Genomic DNA, 19,941 nt, shown 5'->3' with positions numbered 1-19,941 from the left:
CTAAATAATAACTTTTTTAAAAAGTGGAAAAATTTGGGAAAAACACATGATTTTTCCCACTGATGCATGTGCTAAGGCTCATGCTCTATTTATTATTCTTTTTTTGTTGTAAAATTTTTTATACAAATATAGGAGCTTAAAAATGAAAAAAGGGAAAGTAGTTTTAGCTAGTGACCATGGTGGTTGCGATTTAAAAAATGAAATAAAAAATTATGTAAGCAATCTAGGATATGAAACAGTTGATTTAGGACCTGAAGATAGTTCAAAATCTATATCATATGCTGAACAAGGACATAAATTAGCTAATTATTTATTGGATAATAAAGATGTTTCATTTGGAATTGGTTTGTGTGGTACAGGTTTAGGTATTTCATATGCACTAAACAGACACAATGGAATAAGAGCTGCTAGAGTAACTTCAGTTGAGGATGCTAATCTTGCAAAATTACATAACAATGCTAATGTGCTTGTTATGGGTGGCAGACAAGTTAATATTGAACAAGCAAAAGCTATGATTGATGAATATATTAACACTGAATATGAAGGCGGCAGACATCAAGCCAGAATCGACCAAATTGACAAATTTTAAATAAAAAAACACATGATAACTAGTTGCATGTGTTTTTTTATTTGTCTGTTTTATAGGTTGATTAGTCAATTTTAATACTTAGTTTCATCATAAATTTTGTTTAGTGCCGGCGGCTCAATATAGCCTTCTTTACTCTTAACTAATTTATGAAATTCGCTGGCTAAATACTGGTATTTATCAATTGATCTAATTGTGAATTTTTGATTGCTTTTATTATAAATAATAGGGCTTTCTAAAACAAATGAGCCTTTAATGTTAGAGTGCAATGCTGAAAATTCTTCTCACTCTTTATTAAAGTATGTGTAAGTAAAAGGCAATATGTTACTACTATTAAATACTGTTGTATAAGAATCGTCATCCTGAGCATCATCTCATGTTAAATCAATATATCTAAGTTTACCATCATCTTTAGAACGATAAACATTTCATGCATGAGGCTCTTTCGCTTCTAATTTGACAAATTTATCAGATGATTCATCATATCTGTATCTAAAGACATCACCAGTTTGATAGCCTATGTCAATGTTTAAAAACAGTCCGTATAACGTTAGTAATCTTGCATATGTTTCACATACGCCTTTTATTTTTTCTTCATATTCCTTAACTTTAGACAAAACCCCTGGATTACGCATAGATAAGTTAATATTGCCTGTTCTAATTTCTTCGTTTAAGGCTTCTACATCATAGTTAATTTTTCAAGTTATAAAGTTATGAAGTGATCTTAACTTTTGCTCTTCAGTATAGTTTTTTGAAATTAAATAAGGAATAGTTGATAAAACATATTCTTTTAGCTCTTTTCACTCTTCTCTTTTGTGACGGTAAACTAATGAATTCGCATAAATAACTTTTGAAAGATAGTCTTGGCCAGTGATGCCTTCAAGTGAATAATTATATGTAAAAAAGTTCGTATGACCCTGTGAATTAGCTGGATAGGCAAAATATCCTCATGGCCCTAAAGCCTCAGTCGTTTTAAATGATGAATATCCAAGTGCTCATTCTTCTTCTTTCAAACTAAGCTTTTTAGCTTTAACTATATCAGCAAATTTACTGATATTTTCAGTGTGCAAATCTGTGTAGTCTGAATAAATAAACTTTTCAGATTCGTTAAATTTGTCTAAATCATTTTTGCTTTCATCAGCTTTATTTAAATAAAATCCGCCGTCAGCAATGAGCTTAATTCTTAGGTTTCTTATTTTGTCGGTTGGAGCTTTTTTTATAAAATCTAATTCCTTAAGATCTGGCATATAGCCCTCATTTACAGGGTTAAAAGCTAAATCTTTGTTTTTATCTAAAATTGCTAAAAATGTCTTAGTCTCATTTACTATTCATTTAGCATAATTATAGTTTTGAATATTAGTTTTATCACCAGTGTAAGCCAAACAAAATTCCTTAAACTTTTCCCATCCGTCTTCTTTAGTTAAAAAGTTTTCAGCAAAATAACCAAAGTGAATTTTATTCTTATCATAGTGTATTGTGTTTCCATGAGATTGAGCAATAAAATTAGCCGAATCATTCTGTAAATTAATCCAATTGGTCAAAATTGTTAGATACAATTTGTTGTGTTTAAACAGATTAATGTATTCATCTAATTTTTGAGCTAGTGTAGTTTTATCACTATTTTGATTTTCGAATATCTCAACCAATTCTAGTCATAATTTTCTTAAATCAGCATTTTCATTGTTTATTAATTCTTTATTCTTAGCCGGGATGCTTTTAGTTCAAAAACCGTTTTTTAATTGCTGACTAGATAACTGAACTTTGTTGCCTTGAACTTCGTCTTTAATGCTGCCAAAAGTATATAAAATGTCTTCAACTTTAACATCTTCAACACCTGATTTAGCAAAATTAAATATAGGCTTATCGGTCGTTATTATGTTTGCTTTTTTATTCGATTTATTGCTTACTAAGTCTTTGTTTATAACTAAATCAATACATGATGTCAAAAAACCAGGAGCTATAAGTACTGGCGAAAATGCAAGCATTTTATTTCATTTTTTTGACATAGCTTACTCCTTAGTAATTTTCATTTTTCTAGTAGCCAAATTTTACTTCTTGTCCTTATTTACAATATTGGAAGTATAAATTGTGCCTTTCATTCTTTTTATATCAAACATGCATATCATGGCATTTGGATCAATTTCATTGATTATCTTTAATGCAACTGATGATTCAATATACATTGTGTTAATAATTAACACTTGTTGCATTTCACCACTGTATCCACCTTTAAAATTAGCAATAGTTACTGAAAATCTTTTGTCTTTCAGCGCGAAAATTTTATCCAAAATTTCTTTAGGCTTAGATGTATAAGCCTCAATTTTAACCATTTTATATTTAGGAAACAGAACATCAACAACAATTCCGTTGACTAATATCATAATAAATGAGCTTGCAAAACTGGCATTGAAAAATAGCTCAATGCTTCAGTTGCCTGTAGCTAAGCCAGAAGGAAGATAAGTTCCTATTGTGTTGGCCACTAATAAACATGCAATGTGGATTATTATATAAATAAAGCCAAGGTTTTTAAACTTTTTTTGTGAGTATCAAACTACAAAAATATCAAATCCTGCAGTAGTAGAGTTAACAATTAAAAGCGCAGCTGCTAGTGCACCTTGAATTATGGCTCATAGCAGTCCATAAAACATTATTGAAATTGGGTTATTGCCATTTTGTCCTGAGTAATTAACTGCTCATGTAGTAATCTGAACAATATTATTTGGCTGTTTTATAGCATTAGAAGTAAAATTGCTGTCAATTACTTTGCCTAAAATAAGCCAGTTTTCAGATCCTGGAATACTGCTAAATGCAATACCAAAAATTGTTGCAAAAAGCATAAATAACATTGTTAAAATGGCAAAATTTTTGTTAATTTTTGCACTTGCGAATATAAAAAGCGGAATATTTATAACAAAGTTAATCATTCAGAAACATATGTTAAATATCACTCTAGCAAACTGATCACTTTTGCCACTATTGATTGCTAGAAATGATGCTAATCTTGCAATACTATGGCTCAGTGCATCAAGACCAAGCCCATATAATCCAGTGTTTTGCACTAGCAGTAAGCTTATAAATGAAAACAAAAATGAAATAATTAAAACAACAATAGACTGCTGTCAAAATTTAGTTAGAGTATGCAAAAACGAAAAGTGAAGAACCTTTTCTTCAACCTTAATTCTATTTATTTCATATGTAGAATTTTGGTCAATAGTTCTTTTACTTTTATTTTGATTGTTTAACTTTTCTTCATTCTTTTTCATTACCTATTTAAGTATATATTTTTAGTGATACTTGTGTCACTAAAAGTTTATTTATTTTTAAATTGAAGCAAATTTTAAGCTATGCAACGCTTGTTAAAATTCATGCAGTGATTAATAAAACAATTGAGATAGTGAATAAGATCACTAATACAAAGTTATAGCTTTTAGCTGCAGCATTTTCATCTAATCTCTGACGTTCTTTTTCTAAATCTTCACGCAGTATTTTGAGCTTGAGCTCTCTTTCCTTTGAAGCCGGCTTCTTTTTCTCTTCTTCTATTTTATAGGCTAATTCGTTCGATTTTTGATTTTTATTTTTTCTAAATGCTCTAAATAAAAATCCTGTTGAAAATATAAAAACTAGTCCGCTATAAGCAAGCAAAGCTGCGCCAATTATAAAGGTTCAATCTTTAGCAATTCTTTTAGAGTTATATATCTCAGGCTCTTTTTGCCACTTAGCAAAATAAAGAGACAAAGTCACAACAAGTATAATTAAAGCGGCTGCTACAAAATGCATACATTTTTTTCATGTAAAGGAATTTCTAAAGTATTCTGCATTCATCTTTAATTTCATATGTTTATATTATAAAGTGTAATTTTTACAATAGATAAATTTGAATAATAAAAGCAAGCTAAAGCCTGCTAATATCGTTTTACACACTATCAGGTGTACTTGTATTCATATTCTTTGTCAGAAACAACTTTAGTTTCCTTGCCTTCAGAATCAAATAAACTGGTTTGGAGCTTGAATTTGATTGTAGCTTGCTTATCGCCAGATCCATTTGTGACTTTTATTTCTGTTAAAGTGGTGTCACCAGCATTTTTTAATGAAATGTATGAGGTAGGTTCTTTTTTAATTTTTTCAAAAGTCACATCAGTTGCTGATGATTTTTCAATGAATTTTTCAGCACTAAAATCATCAAACCCAGTAAAGCCATCAATTTTAACATTTTCGACTTTTTTGGCTAACTTAATTGGAAAATCATTTCCTGTTTCTCTTGCATTGTGTTCTACATTATAAGTAAATGATACGTTGACAAAGCCTTTTTTAATTCCTTCGTTATTTTGTCCAAAATCTATTTTTAGGTCTTTAGAAATTTTAACTCCAGTTTGTGAAAGTAAGCTATTTCCTTGTAAATCTAAAAGCAGTTTATCATTAACTAAGTCAGTTACTAGCAAGTCTTTTTTATTAACATCAGTTCCTAATGATTTAGTTTTTGAAAAATATAATTTTGAATTTATGTTTGAAAGCGCTTCTTTAATGTTTGACTTAAAGTTTTGTAAGTAAACAAACTTTTTAGGAGTCATATTTTTCTTGTTGTTTTTATCAAAAAGCTTGTATTCAACAAAGACATAGCCATAATTATCATTAGCTCTAATGTTCACTATCTCAAAGCCGAATTTGTCTGTTTTACTGCCTTTTTGGTTTACTTCTAATACATTAGTATATGGCTTTTTAGACTTCACAAACTCTGATGGCATAATCTTGCTAAAATCATTTTGAGCACCAGAAGCCAAAGCTAGCTTAACATCTTTAAAATCTTGAGGCTTAAAGTCATCCTTTTTTTGACAAGAAGCTGACAAAACTGGAGCAAATAATGCTACTGGCATTGATAACATAAACAATTTGGCTTTTTTATTCATCATTATGCTCCTTTACTTTTTATCTTCTTCTTTAAGATCAATTATGTCCGTATTTTTAGGTGCTCCCAGGCGAAATGGTTTTACTCACTCTTTTACCTGTTTGTCTGTTCCATAGACATAATGGTCATTTTCAACAAAGTAATTTGATGGAATATCTGGATATTGTTGTTCCTTTAGATAATCTAACTCAAAGCTGATGTTTTCAAACTTTTCATTAGCATTAGAGATCTTAGGAATTGCTTTAAATAAGTTTCTAGTATATGGGTGCAATGGTCTTTTGTAAACAGTTGCAGTATCGCCAGATTCAACTATTTTACCAAGGTGCATAATTTGCACATTGTCTGCTATATACTCAATCATAGATAAGTCATGGGCTATAAAGATCATACCTATGTTTTTCTTCTCACATAAATCTTTTAATAAGTTAACAACTTGCGCTTGAATAGAGATATCTAAAGAAGCAATTGGCTCATCAGCTACAATAACTTTAGGTTCAGTTATTAAGGCTCTCGCTATAACAATTCTTTGACGTTGACCACCTGAAAATTCATGAGGATAACGGTAGGCAAATTGTTTTAATAAACCAACATCTTCTAATGATTTATAAATCATTGATCTAGTTATTAACTTAGTAATCATTTGCTTTGCAAATAGTCTGTTATACACATTAAATAATGGATTTTCAAACTGTTTAATTCCAAGCAATAAGTATATAGTTCTAACATCTTTAAATAAATGTTTTACTTCTACTTCAAATGATTTTAAGGTAGATAACTTGTTTGCAACTTTTTGCTTGTAAATTTTGATTGTTTTATTAATGTCATGCACTTTTGCATGGTCTTTTTGTTTTTTAGCTTGTTTTAAATCGGCATTTAGTTTTGCAAAAAATGCTTCATTAATTTCATTGAACTTAAGGTCGTTGATGCCTTGTTGAGTTTTTAAGTTTTTGTATAAAAGACTTTCGGTAAGAATTTCTTTATCTAGTTGTTTAATTTGCTTTTGAATGTTTTTGTTATATTTGTCATTTTCGGCTTTAAACACTTTTTCAGCATCTAATAGTTTTTTCTCAGCAGCTTCTAGTTCTTTTTTGCCATAAGCAGGCTTTTCTGATTTTGAATGAATAATTTCTTTTTGTACTTGAATAGATTCTTCAACATTTTTAATAGATGACTTAAATTCTAATTCATTAGCATGGTTAGACTTTAAGTATTCACATGCATCAAAATTGTAATGAGATTCTACTATGCTCTTAGCAATAGATTTAAATTCTTTAGTAATTGCAAGTGGCTCTAAAAATTCAATATAAAATCTGTTGGTATATTTGTTCAATTCGGCTATAAAATAACGAATTTGGTCAATTGATAGATAACTAAGTTTAGATTTGTATTTTTTGACAAAATCAAATCTAATTTTGTTTGTTAGCTCTTTTTTATAGTTAAAAAAGTAAAAATCTAAGTCATAAGTGTTTAATCTAGCATAACGACAAATTTTGATCTCATTTTTGTACTCAGAAAGAAAATTATTAAAAGCATTTTTGTTAGTTAACAAGTAATCATTTTGATTGCTTTTTAACTCTTGCAATTCTTTTTCAAGCTCACCTAATTTTTGCAATGCATCATATTGTTTTTGTGAATATTTGCATAGTTTTTTGGCAACTTCCAACTCTTTAGCAGCATTTAAATAGTCTAATTCGTCAAAAGTAACATCATTGTTTCTGTACTGAGCTTGTTTTTCATAATAGAAAGCCATAAGATGATCTGTGTTTGTGTACATCTCATTAATAATTGCACTTTCCATTGTTTGCTTTTCTTCAAGGTAGTTAAAGTATGAAACAAAGTTTTCGTCAGTTGAAAGGTTATCTCAGTCAAATTTAAAGTCAATTAATCTGTCTGATCATTTAGGAAAAAATTTACTAGAAGGCTCATTAATTGCTTTTAGGTTATTAATTTTTAACTTTTTAGCATAAAGTAAGAAGGTAAAAGGGAAGTTTTCAGTTACTTTTTTTCAGTCACTGAATAAATCACCAGTTTTTTGCTTAATTATGTTATTAACAACTAAAGGTTCTTTTAGTATGCTATAAACAGTTTTTTGGCCGTTTAGAGATGCATGTGGATCTTGAAAGATCATTTGCACCCTTTTACGCAAGAATTTTTCGCGCTTTTTAGAAATGCTTTCACCACTAATGATTTGATCATCTAAGATCACAAAACCATTATAATCATCATAAAGTCTTAAAATTGAACGTCCAACAGTAGTTTTACCACTACCAGATTCACCGATAAGACCAACTATTTCACCTTCATGTAATTTAAATGAAACGCCATCCACAGCTTTATTTACTTTACCGTTATTCAAAAAGTACTTTTTAAGATCTTGAATTTCTAAGATGACTTTTTTATTATCACTACTCTTCATCGTCTTTAAATACCTTTCTAAAGCTTTTTAGTCTGTGTTCCAATTCTTTTGGTCTTTGGATTTTTGGTGCATCAGGGTGAAGTAATCATGTTGCTGCTTTATGATGGCTGTTGATTTCAATTAATGGTGGTTCTTTTTCATAATCAATTTCAAGTGCATAGTCATTTCTAGGAGCAAAAGGATCACCTATTGGTAAGTTTGCCATATCTGGCGGTGTACCTTGAATTGAGAATAATCTCTCATCATCATTTTCAGGTATAGCTGATATAAGTGCTCAAGTATAAGGGTGGGCTGGATTAGTAAAAATGTCTTTTCTAGTTCCTCTTTCAACAATCTTGCCAGCATACATAACATAAATGTATTCACAGAACTTAGCAACAACACTAATGTTGTGTGAAATTAGAATAATTGAAATGTTATACTCTTGCCTAATTTGCTCAAAAAGAGCTAAAACTGAAGCTTGCACAGTTGGATCAAGTGCAGTTGTTGGCTCATCAGCGATTATTAATAAAGGTTTAAGGGCAACAACCATTGTTATAACAACTCTTTGCTTCATCCCCCCACTTAATGTGTGAGGGTATCTATCATAAACTTCTTCAGCATCATGAATACCAAATCTTTCCAAAAGGCCTATCAAATAGGCTTTTTTCTCATCTTTAGATTTGTTTTTTCACTCGCTATTTAAGTTTAATGCATCTAATAATTGCTTACCAATTTTTCTAGTAGGATTAAGCGAGGTAAGAGGATCTTGGGGAATATATCCAATATAGTGTCCTCTAACTGATTCTCATAATTTAGCTTTTTTAATCTTTGATAAATCAATGTCGCTAATTACTAATTCATCACAAGAAACTAAAGCATTTTCATTAACATTAATTAAAGCTTTGGATGTAACTGATTTGCCTGAACCAGATTCACCAACTAGTCCAACAATTTGGCCATTATTAACATCAATATCAACGCCTCTAACTATTCTTATAAGCGAATTTCGCCCGTTTTTGAAATCAACCTTTAGATTTCTAACTTTTAAAAGTTGATTATTAGTTAGCTTTTCAACCCTAATTGAAGATAATTTGTCTTTTGAATCAATCATGACTTCATCATTAGTTGTTGTATTAGACTGAATATTTTTATCCATAATTGCTCTTTCTAATTATCTTTTAATTTTTATAACTTTAGGATCTAAGGCGTCATGAAGCCCAATTGCTATGAATTGTAAACTTAAACTTAATAATAATAGTGTTGTGGCTGGAATAATAACTATTCATGGGTTTTCAGCTTCTTTACCAATGTTGTCAAACAAGAACTTACCAAGGTTATATGAATCAGGTGAGTTGTAAAAACCTAGGAATGATAAGGAAGCAATACTTAAAATTACCCCTGGAATTCTACGCACATAGTTCATTGCAACTTTACCTAAAATTGCTGGTAGTGCATGGAAGAAAATTTGTCTATTTTTTGAAGCACCGATACTTCTAGAAGCTAAAATGTACTCTTCATCTTTAACAGTTATTATAAATAATCTAGTTGAGTGAATTGGTCATGTTCAACCTGTAAATAGTAAGCCGGCTATTAAGATTCAATCACTAGGGCTATCTTTACTTAAGGAAATAAACATTAATAATCAAATAATTGATGGAGGTGCTTGGAAAATGTCAATCATTCTCATAAACACTGTATCAATTCATTTACCGGCATGGAAGCCTAAGTAAGCACCTATTGTCACACCAATAATAACTTCGACTGTAGCAACAAAGAATGCTATTTTAATAGATTCAAGTGCACCAGCTCATACAGTTGATCATACATCACGGTCTGAAAAAGTTGTACCAAAGTAGGTTTTAAGTGTAAATTGGTCAACTTGTGTTTTTAAATAATTTACAAACGAATCATCAATTACATAGCCCTCATTAAAGGCCTTAGTAATAGCTACATTTAATTGTCTTGCATAGTAATATTTGTAATAATCAATCACAATTCTATCTGAAGCAACAACTCTAAAGTCTAAATATTCCTTTAAGTACTTTGAATAAGCATAATTAGGATCATTAAATGTATTAACTTGTTCAATAATTGATGAGTTGGTTACTGAAATATGCGGAGCAAAGATGGGGGGCAAGCCTCCAACATCTGAAAGACCTTGATCTCAGTAATTATTTGATTTAGCGTCAGAAGCTATACTAACACCAGGTTTATAAGTTGGCGAAATTGTAACAATAATTGCTGTTAGGATTATGGCTAAGAAAACTAATGTTGAAATAACAACAACAGGGTTTGTAAAAAACCTTTTTAAAACTTCAACAATTAAAACTTTTGGTTTACCAGCAATGCTGTTAGTAGATTTAGGCCTCTGAGAAGGAACAATTTTTGCTACTGATTCAGAGTCTAATTCATACTTTTTATTAAATTCTAAGGAATTCATTAGTTGCTCTTAACCTCCTCGTTGATAATTGCTGAATCTTCATGTTCTTTAAATAATTCATTTAGTTTTCTTTTTCTTACTAAGTAAGCTTTAAAAATGTGTAAGTAGTTGATTCCTGAGTTTGAGCCATAGACAATTCTTGGGTCTAATATTACAAATGAAATATCGACCAAAATGTCTGTAAATACGCTTAATGAGGTAAATAGTATTATGCTATACATAACCATATTTATCTCAGCATTTGGAAAGGCAAACGCTAGGATCAGCGCCGTTCCTTCAACTCCTCAGAATCTCTCGACAATTATACTTCCAGAAAGTAAGCCAATATATGAAGGAAGTATAATTGCACTAAGTGGAATTGATATGTTTCTAAAAACATATTTTCTAAATATTTGCATTGTGCTTAAACCTTTAGTTTTAGCTATAAGCACATAGTTTGAAGTTAAAACAGTAACTGTTTGGTTTCTTGCATAAAGTGTATAAACAGCCATTGAGCTAAGTGAAACAACTAAAATTGGCGGAATTATACTTTTGAAAAAGTTTGCAAAACTATTTGTTCCGGATGCATCATTTCTTACTCAGGCTGTATAAATAGTTGGGAAACCTAACTTTGTAAACAGGTTTATAAACATTGGTGCGATTATAAATGATGGCACAGCTATGAAAATGAAGACAAAGACATTTATGATGCTGTCTCAAATTGTTCCTCTTTTATAACCAGCTACAATTCCTAAGGTTGTTCCTAAAAGTGCACTTATAACAAAGGCTGGAAGTGAGACAAATAAACTATTTGGCATATATTCTCAGAACACTGAGACAACACTTTGACCAAAAGCATTTTGTCCTTTTACTTTTCCATAAAGAATTCCGAAATCCCCTTTAAATAAGCCTCCTAGGTAATTAAAAAGCTTTACTAAAACAGGAGTATTTCTATAGTTTTCTGCATCTCTTTTAATTTGTTCTAATACAACATCACCTGGCCTAGCATTGTTAATGTATTCAGCTAGAATCCCATCATATGGATTCTTACCAAAAGCCGCTAATAGTGTATAAGAAAAGATTATGACAATAAATAATGTAAGAATAGCCATAGCTATTCTCTTGGATATATACTTAAACATAGTTTAAATTTTATCTTATTTTATGTTTTTAATTATTTATTACCACGGATTACAAAGTCTGCAAACCATAAGGCATTTGTACCTGTGTAAGGTCTTGAAAGAGATGGACTTATGAATGAGATAATAAATTGTTCTTTGTTTATTAAGAATGCAGGCTCAGGAACTCTACCATAGTAGTTTGTTAATTCGTTTGAAAGTGCAATGTTATCTTCTAGTGACAAATTATTTGCATATTTAACAAAGAATTCAGCACTAGCAGCTGAAAGATGAGTTCATTTTTCACTAGTATTGTCATTTTTAACTAATTTTTTGCTGTTATCATCTCATTTGTAGATGCTTGGGTCATCGTTTAATTCAACTCAATATTTGCTTTCAACATCTTTTCACTTGTCAAGTGGAACACTTCATTTAAAACTATTGTTTTTCATAAATTTCACAAATTCTTCAGAAGCTTTAACTAATTGTGGAAAACTCTTTCTTAATGAATTTTTTAATGCGGTATCAGAGTCAATCAATACCATTACAACTCTAAGCGATGATAGACCTAGGCCGTCATATCCGGCACCTATGTTGTTTACATCATATCTAATTGAGGCAAAGTTTGCATATGAAGTATGTGACGCAATAGCTGAAACTCATTCTTCTCGTGTATCGAATTTTTTGTAAGTCGCACTAAGTCTTGGGTCAAGTGCTTTATATAAGTCAGGAATTCATCTTACTAATTGTTCCAATAATGGTGGGTTAAATGAACCAACGTTTCGGTTAATTAATGTTCATTCCACTTTTTCTTTAGTTGAATCTAAATTGTTCTTTTTGTAGTATTCATCTAAAATCTTCTTAACTTCAGCTTGAATTTCTTTGAATTTGGCTGATTTGAATCTTTCAGCGTCACTTTGAACATTTGATTTATCTCTGTTTTCTTTTACTGAAACAGTTGCAACTTTGTTTCCTTGTGCATCAACAAAGAATTGTTCATTGAATTTATCAGCAAATTCTTCAGGCTGAACAATTTTGCCATTTTGATCATTAGTTTCAATTGCTGTATTTGGAGCAATTAAGCTGTATCATGCAGTTTTTTTGTCATTGCTGATGTATTTAGCTAAGTATTCTCAATTAATTGCTGAGTTAATTAATGTTCTAAATGCTACAGCTGTTCCACCTAATTTATCTTTTAGATTTGTAGGTTTATCACCTTTTTTAATTTCATCAATTGAAGCACCAAATGCTAATTTTGCAAAGTGATCGTTGTAGTTAAATTTGGTGTCGCTAGTATGTGTTTGTGAATAAGGAATATATGATGTTAAGAATGTATATGGACTAGTTGTTGGGTTATTTTCTCTAATAAAGCTTGCGCCATAGTCACGTTGTCTGTTGCTAAAGTGATCTAAGTCTTTTTTCTCAAGTAATGATTGAGGAGCAAATGATAATGTTCCTTTTAAGAATTCGTTCTTTACAGCTGTTTTAAAGATGTTTTCGTTTAAAGCATCACCTTGGTATCATGTACGATATTCTTTAACTTGTTTTGATTCTTTTCACTTAGCAATTGGATCATCAGCTCTTTCTTTTCTATAGTGAGGGTTTAATTTATATGTTTCCTCTCTATTACTTGGATTTCAACCTGCATAGTAGTATCTACCAGCTGTTAGAATATCTTCTTCATGAAAACCATATCAGTATAATCCAATTTTACTTGCTAATGAGCCTTTGGTGCCTTCAAGGATTTTTTTGTACTCTGCTACTGCATCACTTTCTGGATTAGCTCTTACTGGTTTAGCTGGAACTTTAGACGGATCTTTATCATATGCATCTAATAGTTGTGATGGAGCTGCTGAAAAGTCTTGCGAGGTTGCTAGTTGTTCAAAAAGTAAGTCAAATGAACCTTGTTTACTTTCAGTTAATGGGTTAAATGTTAGTTTGCCATCAACAATAAATTTACTCTCATCATAGAATTGAGATGAATCAATGTTCAAGAATTGGTAAACATATTCGTTAGAATACTTTGAACTCTTAGTAAAGAAAGTCGAGTTTTGTGTCAGTCATTTTTGGTTTATGAATTTGTCAATATCAGCACTCTTTTTACCGTCTTTGTATTCTGAGTTTGTTGATTCTTTTAACAATTTTTCACGTTGTTCAACATTTCTACCTGTTGTTCTTAATCATGAGTAATAAAAGTCTTTAGGAACAACTTCATATTGGGTTGCTTCACCTTTATTATTGATTCATTTTTGACCTTTTACAACTTCAAATTGTAGCTTTTTAGCTTTTTTCAATAAATCTTTAAATTGTTTGCTGTTAATACTTTTAGCATTTGATGAAGTTGCTTCATATAATGGGTACTTAAATGTTGCAATATTTTTACCTTTATGGCTAACTGGCTCACCATCTGGTTGTGGAAATTCATCAACTAGGTCGTTGTCAAATTCATGGGTTTTGCCCTGATCATCAGTCACAAAAACTTTTGAACCTAATTCTAGTTTATATCTTCAAACAGAAGGACGGGCGTTAACAAATTTTCCGTCAATTGTTTTAATAACAATTGGCGAGAATAACACTTCTTTTCTAAGCAAGATTCCTTGTGCTGATTCTAAAGCTGTACTTTGTCATGAACCGTAGCTTACAGAACCATCAAATGAATATTCAGACACAGCGGGTCTAGTTCCTGGTGCTGGTGCTCTAAGAATTCCTTTTGCTAATAAGTCATTTTTAACTAATGACTCACCGCTTTCGTATGCTTTAGATTCTAATTCTAAGTTTCATAATGACTCAGGCTTTCCATCTAAAACATTTGCTCATTTTTTGTAATCTAATTCTTGATATTCATCATTTTGACATCTAGCAGCTACTAGAGGTGTGGCTAAGCCAACTGCTGATGTACCTAAGTATAAGAATAATTTATTTCTTTTTGTTGGCATAATATCCCTTTCTTTTATATACATTAATAAGCCATAACATTTTGCTCTTTTTTATAAAAATTGAAAGCATTGAATATAAATGTATGGCAAAAAATATTTAAGGATTTAAAGTGTTAATGTAAGTAAAATTTTAAATTTGTGTTATGAACATATATTTAATAGGTAATAGGTAATTTTTATAAAATGTGCTAAATAAAAGTAGGATTTGCTCCTACTTTTATCTTGTATTACTTATTAATGTATATAAAATGTCTTTTTTTATAACCTAATAAATGCGGAGCTAATAGCAAAATTTCATTAAGAAGATCATCTTAATGTTAGCCATAATTGCACGTGCATTATATTGGTTGAATGTATTCATAACGTATTAATTATAAATAAAAAAATTATTTTGCAACAAAAAAACATTTTTTTTGCATTATAAATTCTTAAAGTAAAAAGCGCCTTTTTTGAGTATCGGAAAAATAATACCAATTTTTGGAAGTTCTAACAAGAGAATGACTAAAAGAGTAAAAAAAAATAAAGAAAAGATACTTTTGAGTACTCAAAAGTGCGGAATTTTGTGTTGATGTTAATTTTTATTGCATTTGCTTAGCACATTTAAAGCCAGAAATTCCTTTATAAATTCTTGGGTGTGAATTTATAAAATCTGCTATTGGTTTTAGATCTTGACCAACATATCTATCTATAGATTTTCCTTTTGGAACGTATCTTCTTAATAGTCTATGAGCATTTTCGATACTACCTTTTTCTGATGATGAATAAGGGTGGCAATGAAAAATTTCTCTGATATATTCTATCTCTGGAAGTTTGTAATTTTCACTTCCGTTATCAATAGTTAATGTGTCAATAATAAGATTATTGTTCTTAATCAATTTCTCTAAATTTTCTTTTATTGCTTTTGCATTTCTTCTAGATAGAGTGCAATAAAACATTCTAGATTTTCTGTTGATTAATGTAAGAATGCAATAATTATCAGATCTTAAACCAATTACAGTGTCCATTTCATAATCGTTGTCATTTAATCTTAAATTAACTGATTCTGGACGTTCAGTAATAAGTTTGCCTATTGTCTTTTTCTTGGTTTCGTGCTTTACAGTTGTGCGGCTTCCATATTTGCCATTTGATTTATATGGAAGAATATCTAATTTTAGACCAAAAGTACTATGTTTAGCCAATATACGGTAAAAGTTTTGAACTGATGGAATATATGAATTCTGAAGTTTTCCTTGTGCTTCTAGTTTTCTTATGTATTTAAAAATAATGCTAGCAACAGACTGTTTAACGGCTTTATTTTCCAAGTTAAAACTATTTCTATTCTTTAAATAAAAGTATAGTAACTGCTCGTAAAACTTAAAAAAGTCAATGTGCTTCATCAGCAATTTAGGATTGTTTTCTAATCTTTTTGAATCGTTCCTTGTTTCAATTAAGTTTAAAAATTTGAGAGCACTAATTACATATATCGTTTTGCCTTTTAAATCCATACCACACAATTTACATTTCTTTTGGTATTTAGCATAACCACGCTTTGTCTCAATTTTAATTCTGTCAAATAAGTTATAAATTGATCTTGATTTAAACCCTACGATGTTAGAAACAGTTTTCATATCATAGCCTGCAATTAGTCTTTCAAGAATTTCTTTAAGTCTTAATGGGCTAATGTTATTTTTATTGGTTTTGAGATTTGACTTAGTTAGTATTTCATCTCAATGTGTTTCATCAATCACATAATGTACATAATTAAACTTGTACTTGCTGTGCAAATTTAGTTTTTTTTAAACAAGCATATGTCAGTTGAATAACTAGTATTTTTGTCATTGCTAATCATATATAATTTAAAAGCCTTTCTTTTTAAGTTAGTTACTCAAATTTTAACAAAAGGCAATAGAAAGCACCGCAAGTTAACTTGTGGTGCTTTTTACTTCGTTAATGAATACATTTTTTTTGCATTGATTGTTGCTGTCTATCTAAAAATTAAGCTTTCTATTAATAATTAATAATAACTGTTTTATATATAATTTAATTAATAATGAGGTAGTTATGAAATATAGACCAATTCATAATAGAGAAACAATGGAAATTGTGCAAAGTAACAGAGATGTTTCTTTTGCAACTGAAGCAAAAAAATCTTATAGAGATCCGCTTAATCAATTTTCACCTAGGATGTATAAAGTAATAAAATCTGAAAAGAAAATAAAGTCATTCATGATCTTTATGTCTTTATTTATCTTTTTTGCTGCTGTTGCTTTCTTTATTTTGACTTGATTTAAGGTTAAGCCTTTTGGTGCAGGTAAGGACGGCAAGCCACTAGTTGGCTACTTGGTCATATTTGCAATCGTAATGTTTGTTTCATTTGCAAATGCAATTAAAAATGCAATTGAAAAAAGACAGTGATCGAACACAGTGCAAAGGCACAGAGATGCTATCTCAGCAGGGGACTATACTTCTAGCTCAACTTTTCACTTAGTTTATAAGAGAATTGTTTTAAAAGATATTAATTTATTATGACTACTAATTTTTGTGCTTACTTACTTAGGTTTAATAACTTTAATTATTTTTGGTTTATACAAATCAGGAAACTGAGAAGCAGGAAGTAGAGATGGCTCATTTTATATTAATTTAGAATGGCCAAAATGATTAGATAAAAGTTTTAAAAACACACAGTTGTTTTGTTTAATTTGCACAATAATAATGGCATTATTGATTGTGGCTTATGTAGTTATTAGATTAATCGATAAAAGACGTTTAGATGATATTGGTGACTTTTTTGGTGAAAAGTCAGTTGAAATTCATGAACAAATTGAAACGGCTAAACATAATCGCAACAAAATGTGAGTAAGAGTATACTTAGTTGTAGTTGCGCTAACAATATTCTTACCACTAGCTTTAATTTTAGTTGCTATTTGAAGAGGAATTATTAGACGTAAAAAAAGAGTGTAGCTAAAGGAGCTTAAATGAAATTATTAGTAGTAGTTCATAATAAATTCAATGACATGGAGCTTGTTTCTGTTTTGAGTGTATTAAAAAGATCAAAGCAAATTGAAAAAATTACATATTTTAATCCTAGCTACAAATGTGCAACCGGACAACATGGCATTGTGACACTTAATTTAGTTAGCGAAGTTGATGAATCTGATTATGATGCAATATTTATTCCAGGTGGCGCAGGTGCTAAGGAATTAAGAGAAGATAAAGAGTCGCTTGAAATAATTAGAAATTTCAAAAAGCTAGATAAATATGTTTTTGCAATTTGTGACGCTCCTAATGCACTATATGAAAACGGCATAATTACTGACAGTGAAGTTTATAGTTCATTTCCAATTGAAAATATTAATAATACTTGCTCAAAAAACAGAAGTGATAATCTTGTGTCACAAAGCAACAAGCTTTTTACAGGTAAGGCAGCTGCAGCAGGTACTGAACTAGGACTACTAATAATAAAATCACTTTATGGCACTAAGATCTATACTGAAGTTAAAAATGGTCTTGAAGGTAATTAAAAACAAAACCAAGCTTATAATCGCAGCTTGGTTTTTAATTATTATTAAAATGGTAATTATGCTTGTGCTGAAAGGATACCCTTACGCTTCAATGTCTTAATTGTTTTTGCACTAACTCTTAGTGTTGTTGGGGTGCCGTTACTACTTGTAATAGTAATTTTTTGCAAGTTTACATTGAATTTTCTTTTTGTAGCGATCATTGAGTGAGAACGTAAGTTTCCAACAAGAGGGCCTTTACCATTGAGTTGATCTCTTCTTGCCATATGCGCTCCTTTCATAATTATTTTTTAATTCTAGAACTGTATATTAAGTATTGTACAATAAAATATTAAAAATGCAATTATAAATTTTAACACATTGCAAGCAGTTTTCTTGTTCTATTTTACTAGCTTTATTTTAGATAGATTATAGACAAGATAAAAAAGCGCTAAGCATAGCTTAGCACTTAAAACAGATTAGCTGTTTTTTCTTTCATTTAATTTTTCAGCAGTTAATTTTGATAAAGCACTTCTAGCAGCTTCTCAAATAATTTCATTAAATGTTGGGTGTGGGTGAATAATGTGTGTTAAAGCTGTTACACATATTCTTTTTTCGATAGCTACTGCTAATTCAGCAACATAGTCTGTTACATTAGGGCCCATTAATGAGGCACCAACAATGTGGCCATCTTTAAGAACTATTAGTTTTATTAAACCTTTAGTTTCTTCAGCGGCAATTGCTTTACCTAAAGTAGCAAATTTGTATTTAGAAACAATAAAGTCTAAACCAGCTTCTTTGGCTTGATCTTCAGTTAAACCAACTGTAGCAATTTCTGGGCTTGTGTAAATACATGCAGGCACAGGTTTTGTGGCTGGGTCATATGGAATGCCATATAGATCTAGAATGTGGTGCACTGCTGTAACAGCGTGAATGTAAGCAACGTGAGCTAACATGTTTTGGTTAGTTACATCACCAATAGCATAAACACCTTTAACATTAGTACGTAAGAATTTGTCAACTTTAACTTCTTTTCTTGCGCCTAATTCAATGCCAACTTCAGCTAAACCTTCAGATGCTGGAACTCTACCTGTAGCAATAAGAATAACTTCAGCAGTGATTTTTTCTTCTTTGCCATCTTTTGTGTAAACTAAGTTTTCATCATCTTCTAGTTTTGTACTTGTTGCACCATAGATAACGTCGATTTTTGAATCAGTTTTAAGAATTCTTGCAAATTCGTCAACAATTTCTTTGTCAATGCCAGGAAGTAAGCGGTCTTCTCTTTGAATAATGGTTACTTTTGTGCCCATAGATGCATACATTTGTGCAAATTCAACACCAATAACACCACCACCAACAATAACCATTGATGCAGGCAATGATTTGTCATTGTTAATAGCTTCACGAGAAGTCATTAATTTGCCACTTTCGTAGCCTTTTTCAAATCCTTCAAGGAATTTCATTCTGTTTGAGTGGCTACCTGTAGCTAAAATAACGTTTTTACCACGGTAAACTTTGCCATTAACTTCGATTTCTCTTGCACCAACAAATTTAGCAACGCCTTCTTCAGTTTGTACTTTTGAAGCTTTCATTAAGAACTTGACACCACCTGAAAGCTTAGCAACAACTTTAGCTTTACGTTCATGCATTTTAACTCATGATTGTTGGTAGTCAATGTTTAAGTCTTCTAAGTTTGCAACTACACCAAATTTAGCCGCATGAATAACTTCTTCTAATGCATGTGTTGATCTAAGCATAGCTTTTGTAGGAATACATCCTATATTTAAACAAACACCACCTCAGAATTCTTTTTCAACAATTAATGTTTTTAGGCCTGCTTTACCTGCCATTTCAGCAGCTAAATATCCACCAGGACCTGAACCAACTACTATTAAGTCAAATTCATCAGCAACTTCGCCTTCGTATTTAAGGCCTTCATCTTTTCAAGCTGAGCACTCTTTAGCTTCTGAGCAAGTGCTCTTTGGGCATGATGAATTGCATGATGATTGGCTTGCGCAACTTGAAGCGCAAGATGATTTTGATGCTTCACAACTAGATGCACAGCCTGTAGCACATGACTTTGTGCATTTTGATTCTGCTGTCAT

The 19,941-nt window shown here is 30.6% G+C and carries 15 protein-coding genes; 3 read left to right on the top strand and 12 right to left on the bottom strand.

The window, feature by feature from the left end; translation table 4 throughout:
* The first annotated feature begins 142 nt into the window (after positions 1 to 142).
* On the top strand, positions 143 to 589 hold the full coding sequence (locus tag MAGA_RS00595) for an RpiB/LacA/LacB family sugar-phosphate isomerase (protein WP_013021777.1): 447 nt from the start codon (positions 143 to 145) through the stop codon (positions 587 to 589).
* 71 nt (positions 590 to 660) lie between these two features.
* Here MAGA_RS00595 and MAGA_RS00590 read toward each other — a convergent pair whose 3' ends face one another.
* The 10 genes from MAGA_RS00590 to MAGA_RS00545 form a co-directional block, all read right to left on the bottom strand.
* A complete protein-coding gene (locus MAGA_RS00590; RefSeq protein ID WP_013021776.1) occupies positions 661 to 2,592 on the bottom strand; it encodes an Mbov_0119 family protein in 1,932 nt (643 codons plus the stop codon).
* Between the two features lie 42 nt (positions 2,593 to 2,634).
* A complete protein-coding gene (locus tag MAGA_RS00585; protein ID WP_013021775.1) occupies positions 2,635 to 3,849 on the bottom strand; it encodes a DUF2179 domain-containing protein in 1,215 nt (404 codons plus the stop codon).
* A gap of 79 nt (positions 3,850 to 3,928) precedes the next feature.
* Complete coding sequence (locus MAGA_RS00580; protein ID WP_013021774.1) at positions 3,929 to 4,420, bottom strand: DUF3899 domain-containing protein; 492 nt, start codon at positions 4,418 to 4,420, stop codon at positions 3,929 to 3,931.
* 86 nt (positions 4,421 to 4,506) lie between these two features.
* Positions 4,507 to 5,493, bottom strand: coding sequence for an MAG1050 family protein (locus MAGA_RS00575; protein WP_013021773.1), 987 nt, complete (start codon positions 5,491 to 5,493; stop codon positions 4,507 to 4,509).
* Positions 5,494 to 5,502: 9 nt separating this feature from the next.
* Positions 5,503 to 7,905, bottom strand: coding sequence for an ATP-binding cassette domain-containing protein (locus MAGA_RS00570; protein ID WP_013021772.1), 2,403 nt, complete (start codon positions 7,903 to 7,905; stop codon positions 5,503 to 5,505).
* Entirely contained in the window at positions 7,895 to 9,043 is a 1,149-nt protein-coding gene (locus MAGA_RS00565; RefSeq protein ID WP_013021771.1) for an ABC transporter ATP-binding protein, read from the bottom strand. The genes MAGA_RS00570 and MAGA_RS00565 overlap by 11 nt, the downstream gene beginning before the upstream one ends.
* Positions 9,044 to 9,058: 15 nt before the next feature.
* Positions 9,059 to 10,327, bottom strand: coding sequence for an ABC transporter permease (locus MAGA_RS00560; protein WP_013021770.1), 1,269 nt, complete (start codon positions 10,325 to 10,327; stop codon positions 9,059 to 9,061).
* Positions 10,327 to 11,448 (bottom strand): ABC transporter permease, encoded by a 1,122-nt coding sequence (locus MAGA_RS00555; RefSeq protein WP_013021769.1) that lies wholly within the window; start codon positions 11,446 to 11,448, stop codon positions 10,327 to 10,329. The genes MAGA_RS00560 and MAGA_RS00555 overlap by 1 nt, the downstream gene beginning before the upstream one ends.
* A 32-nt stretch (positions 11,449 to 11,480) precedes the next feature.
* The gene (locus MAGA_RS00550) at positions 11,481 to 14,360 is read right to left on the bottom strand and encodes an OppA family ABC transporter substrate-binding lipoprotein (protein WP_013021768.1); all 2,880 of its coding nucleotides are present in this window, start codon (positions 14,358 to 14,360) and stop codon (positions 11,481 to 11,483) included.
* A 578-nt stretch (positions 14,361 to 14,938) separates the two neighbouring features.
* Positions 14,939 to 15,967, bottom strand: a complete 1,029-nt coding sequence (locus tag MAGA_RS00545; RefSeq protein ID WP_013021693.1) for an IS30 family transposase — start codon at positions 15,965 to 15,967, stop codon at positions 14,939 to 14,941.
* 433 nt (positions 15,968 to 16,400) lie between these two features.
* Here MAGA_RS00545 and MAGA_RS00535 point away from each other — a divergent pair, with 433 nt between their 5' ends.
* Positions 16,401 to 17,300 carry an MSC_0882 family membrane protein gene (locus MAGA_RS00535; protein ID WP_013021767.1) on the top strand — a complete coding sequence of 300 codons (900 nt, stop codon included), beginning with the start codon at positions 16,401 to 16,403 and terminating at the stop codon, positions 17,298 to 17,300.
* Positions 17,301 to 17,314: 14 nt separating this feature from the next.
* Positions 17,315 to 17,860, top strand: coding sequence for a DJ-1/PfpI family protein (locus tag MAGA_RS00530; RefSeq protein ID WP_013021766.1), 546 nt, complete (start codon positions 17,315 to 17,317; stop codon positions 17,858 to 17,860).
* 56 nt (positions 17,861 to 17,916) lie between these two features.
* Here MAGA_RS00530 and rpmB read toward each other — a convergent pair whose 3' ends face one another.
* Together rpmB and lpdA are read right to left on the bottom strand one after the other, a co-directional pair.
* Positions 17,917 to 18,123 (bottom strand): 50S ribosomal protein L28, encoded by a 207-nt coding sequence (rpmB, locus tag MAGA_RS00525; protein ID WP_013021765.1) that lies wholly within the window; start codon positions 18,121 to 18,123, stop codon positions 17,917 to 17,919.
* Positions 18,124 to 18,315: 192 nt separating this feature from the next.
* The gene (lpdA, locus tag MAGA_RS00520; protein ID WP_013021764.1) at positions 18,316 to 19,941 is read right to left on the bottom strand and encodes a dihydrolipoyl dehydrogenase; all 1,626 of its coding nucleotides are present in this window, start codon (positions 19,939 to 19,941) and stop codon (positions 18,316 to 18,318) included.

It is taken from the genome of Mycoplasmopsis agalactiae, from assembly GCF_000089865.1.
Lineage (GTDB): Bacteria > Bacillota_I > Bacilli_A > Mycoplasmatales > Metamycoplasmataceae > Mycoplasmopsis > Mycoplasmopsis agalactiae_B.
This window is presented reverse-complemented; position numbering and strand designations above follow the sequence as displayed.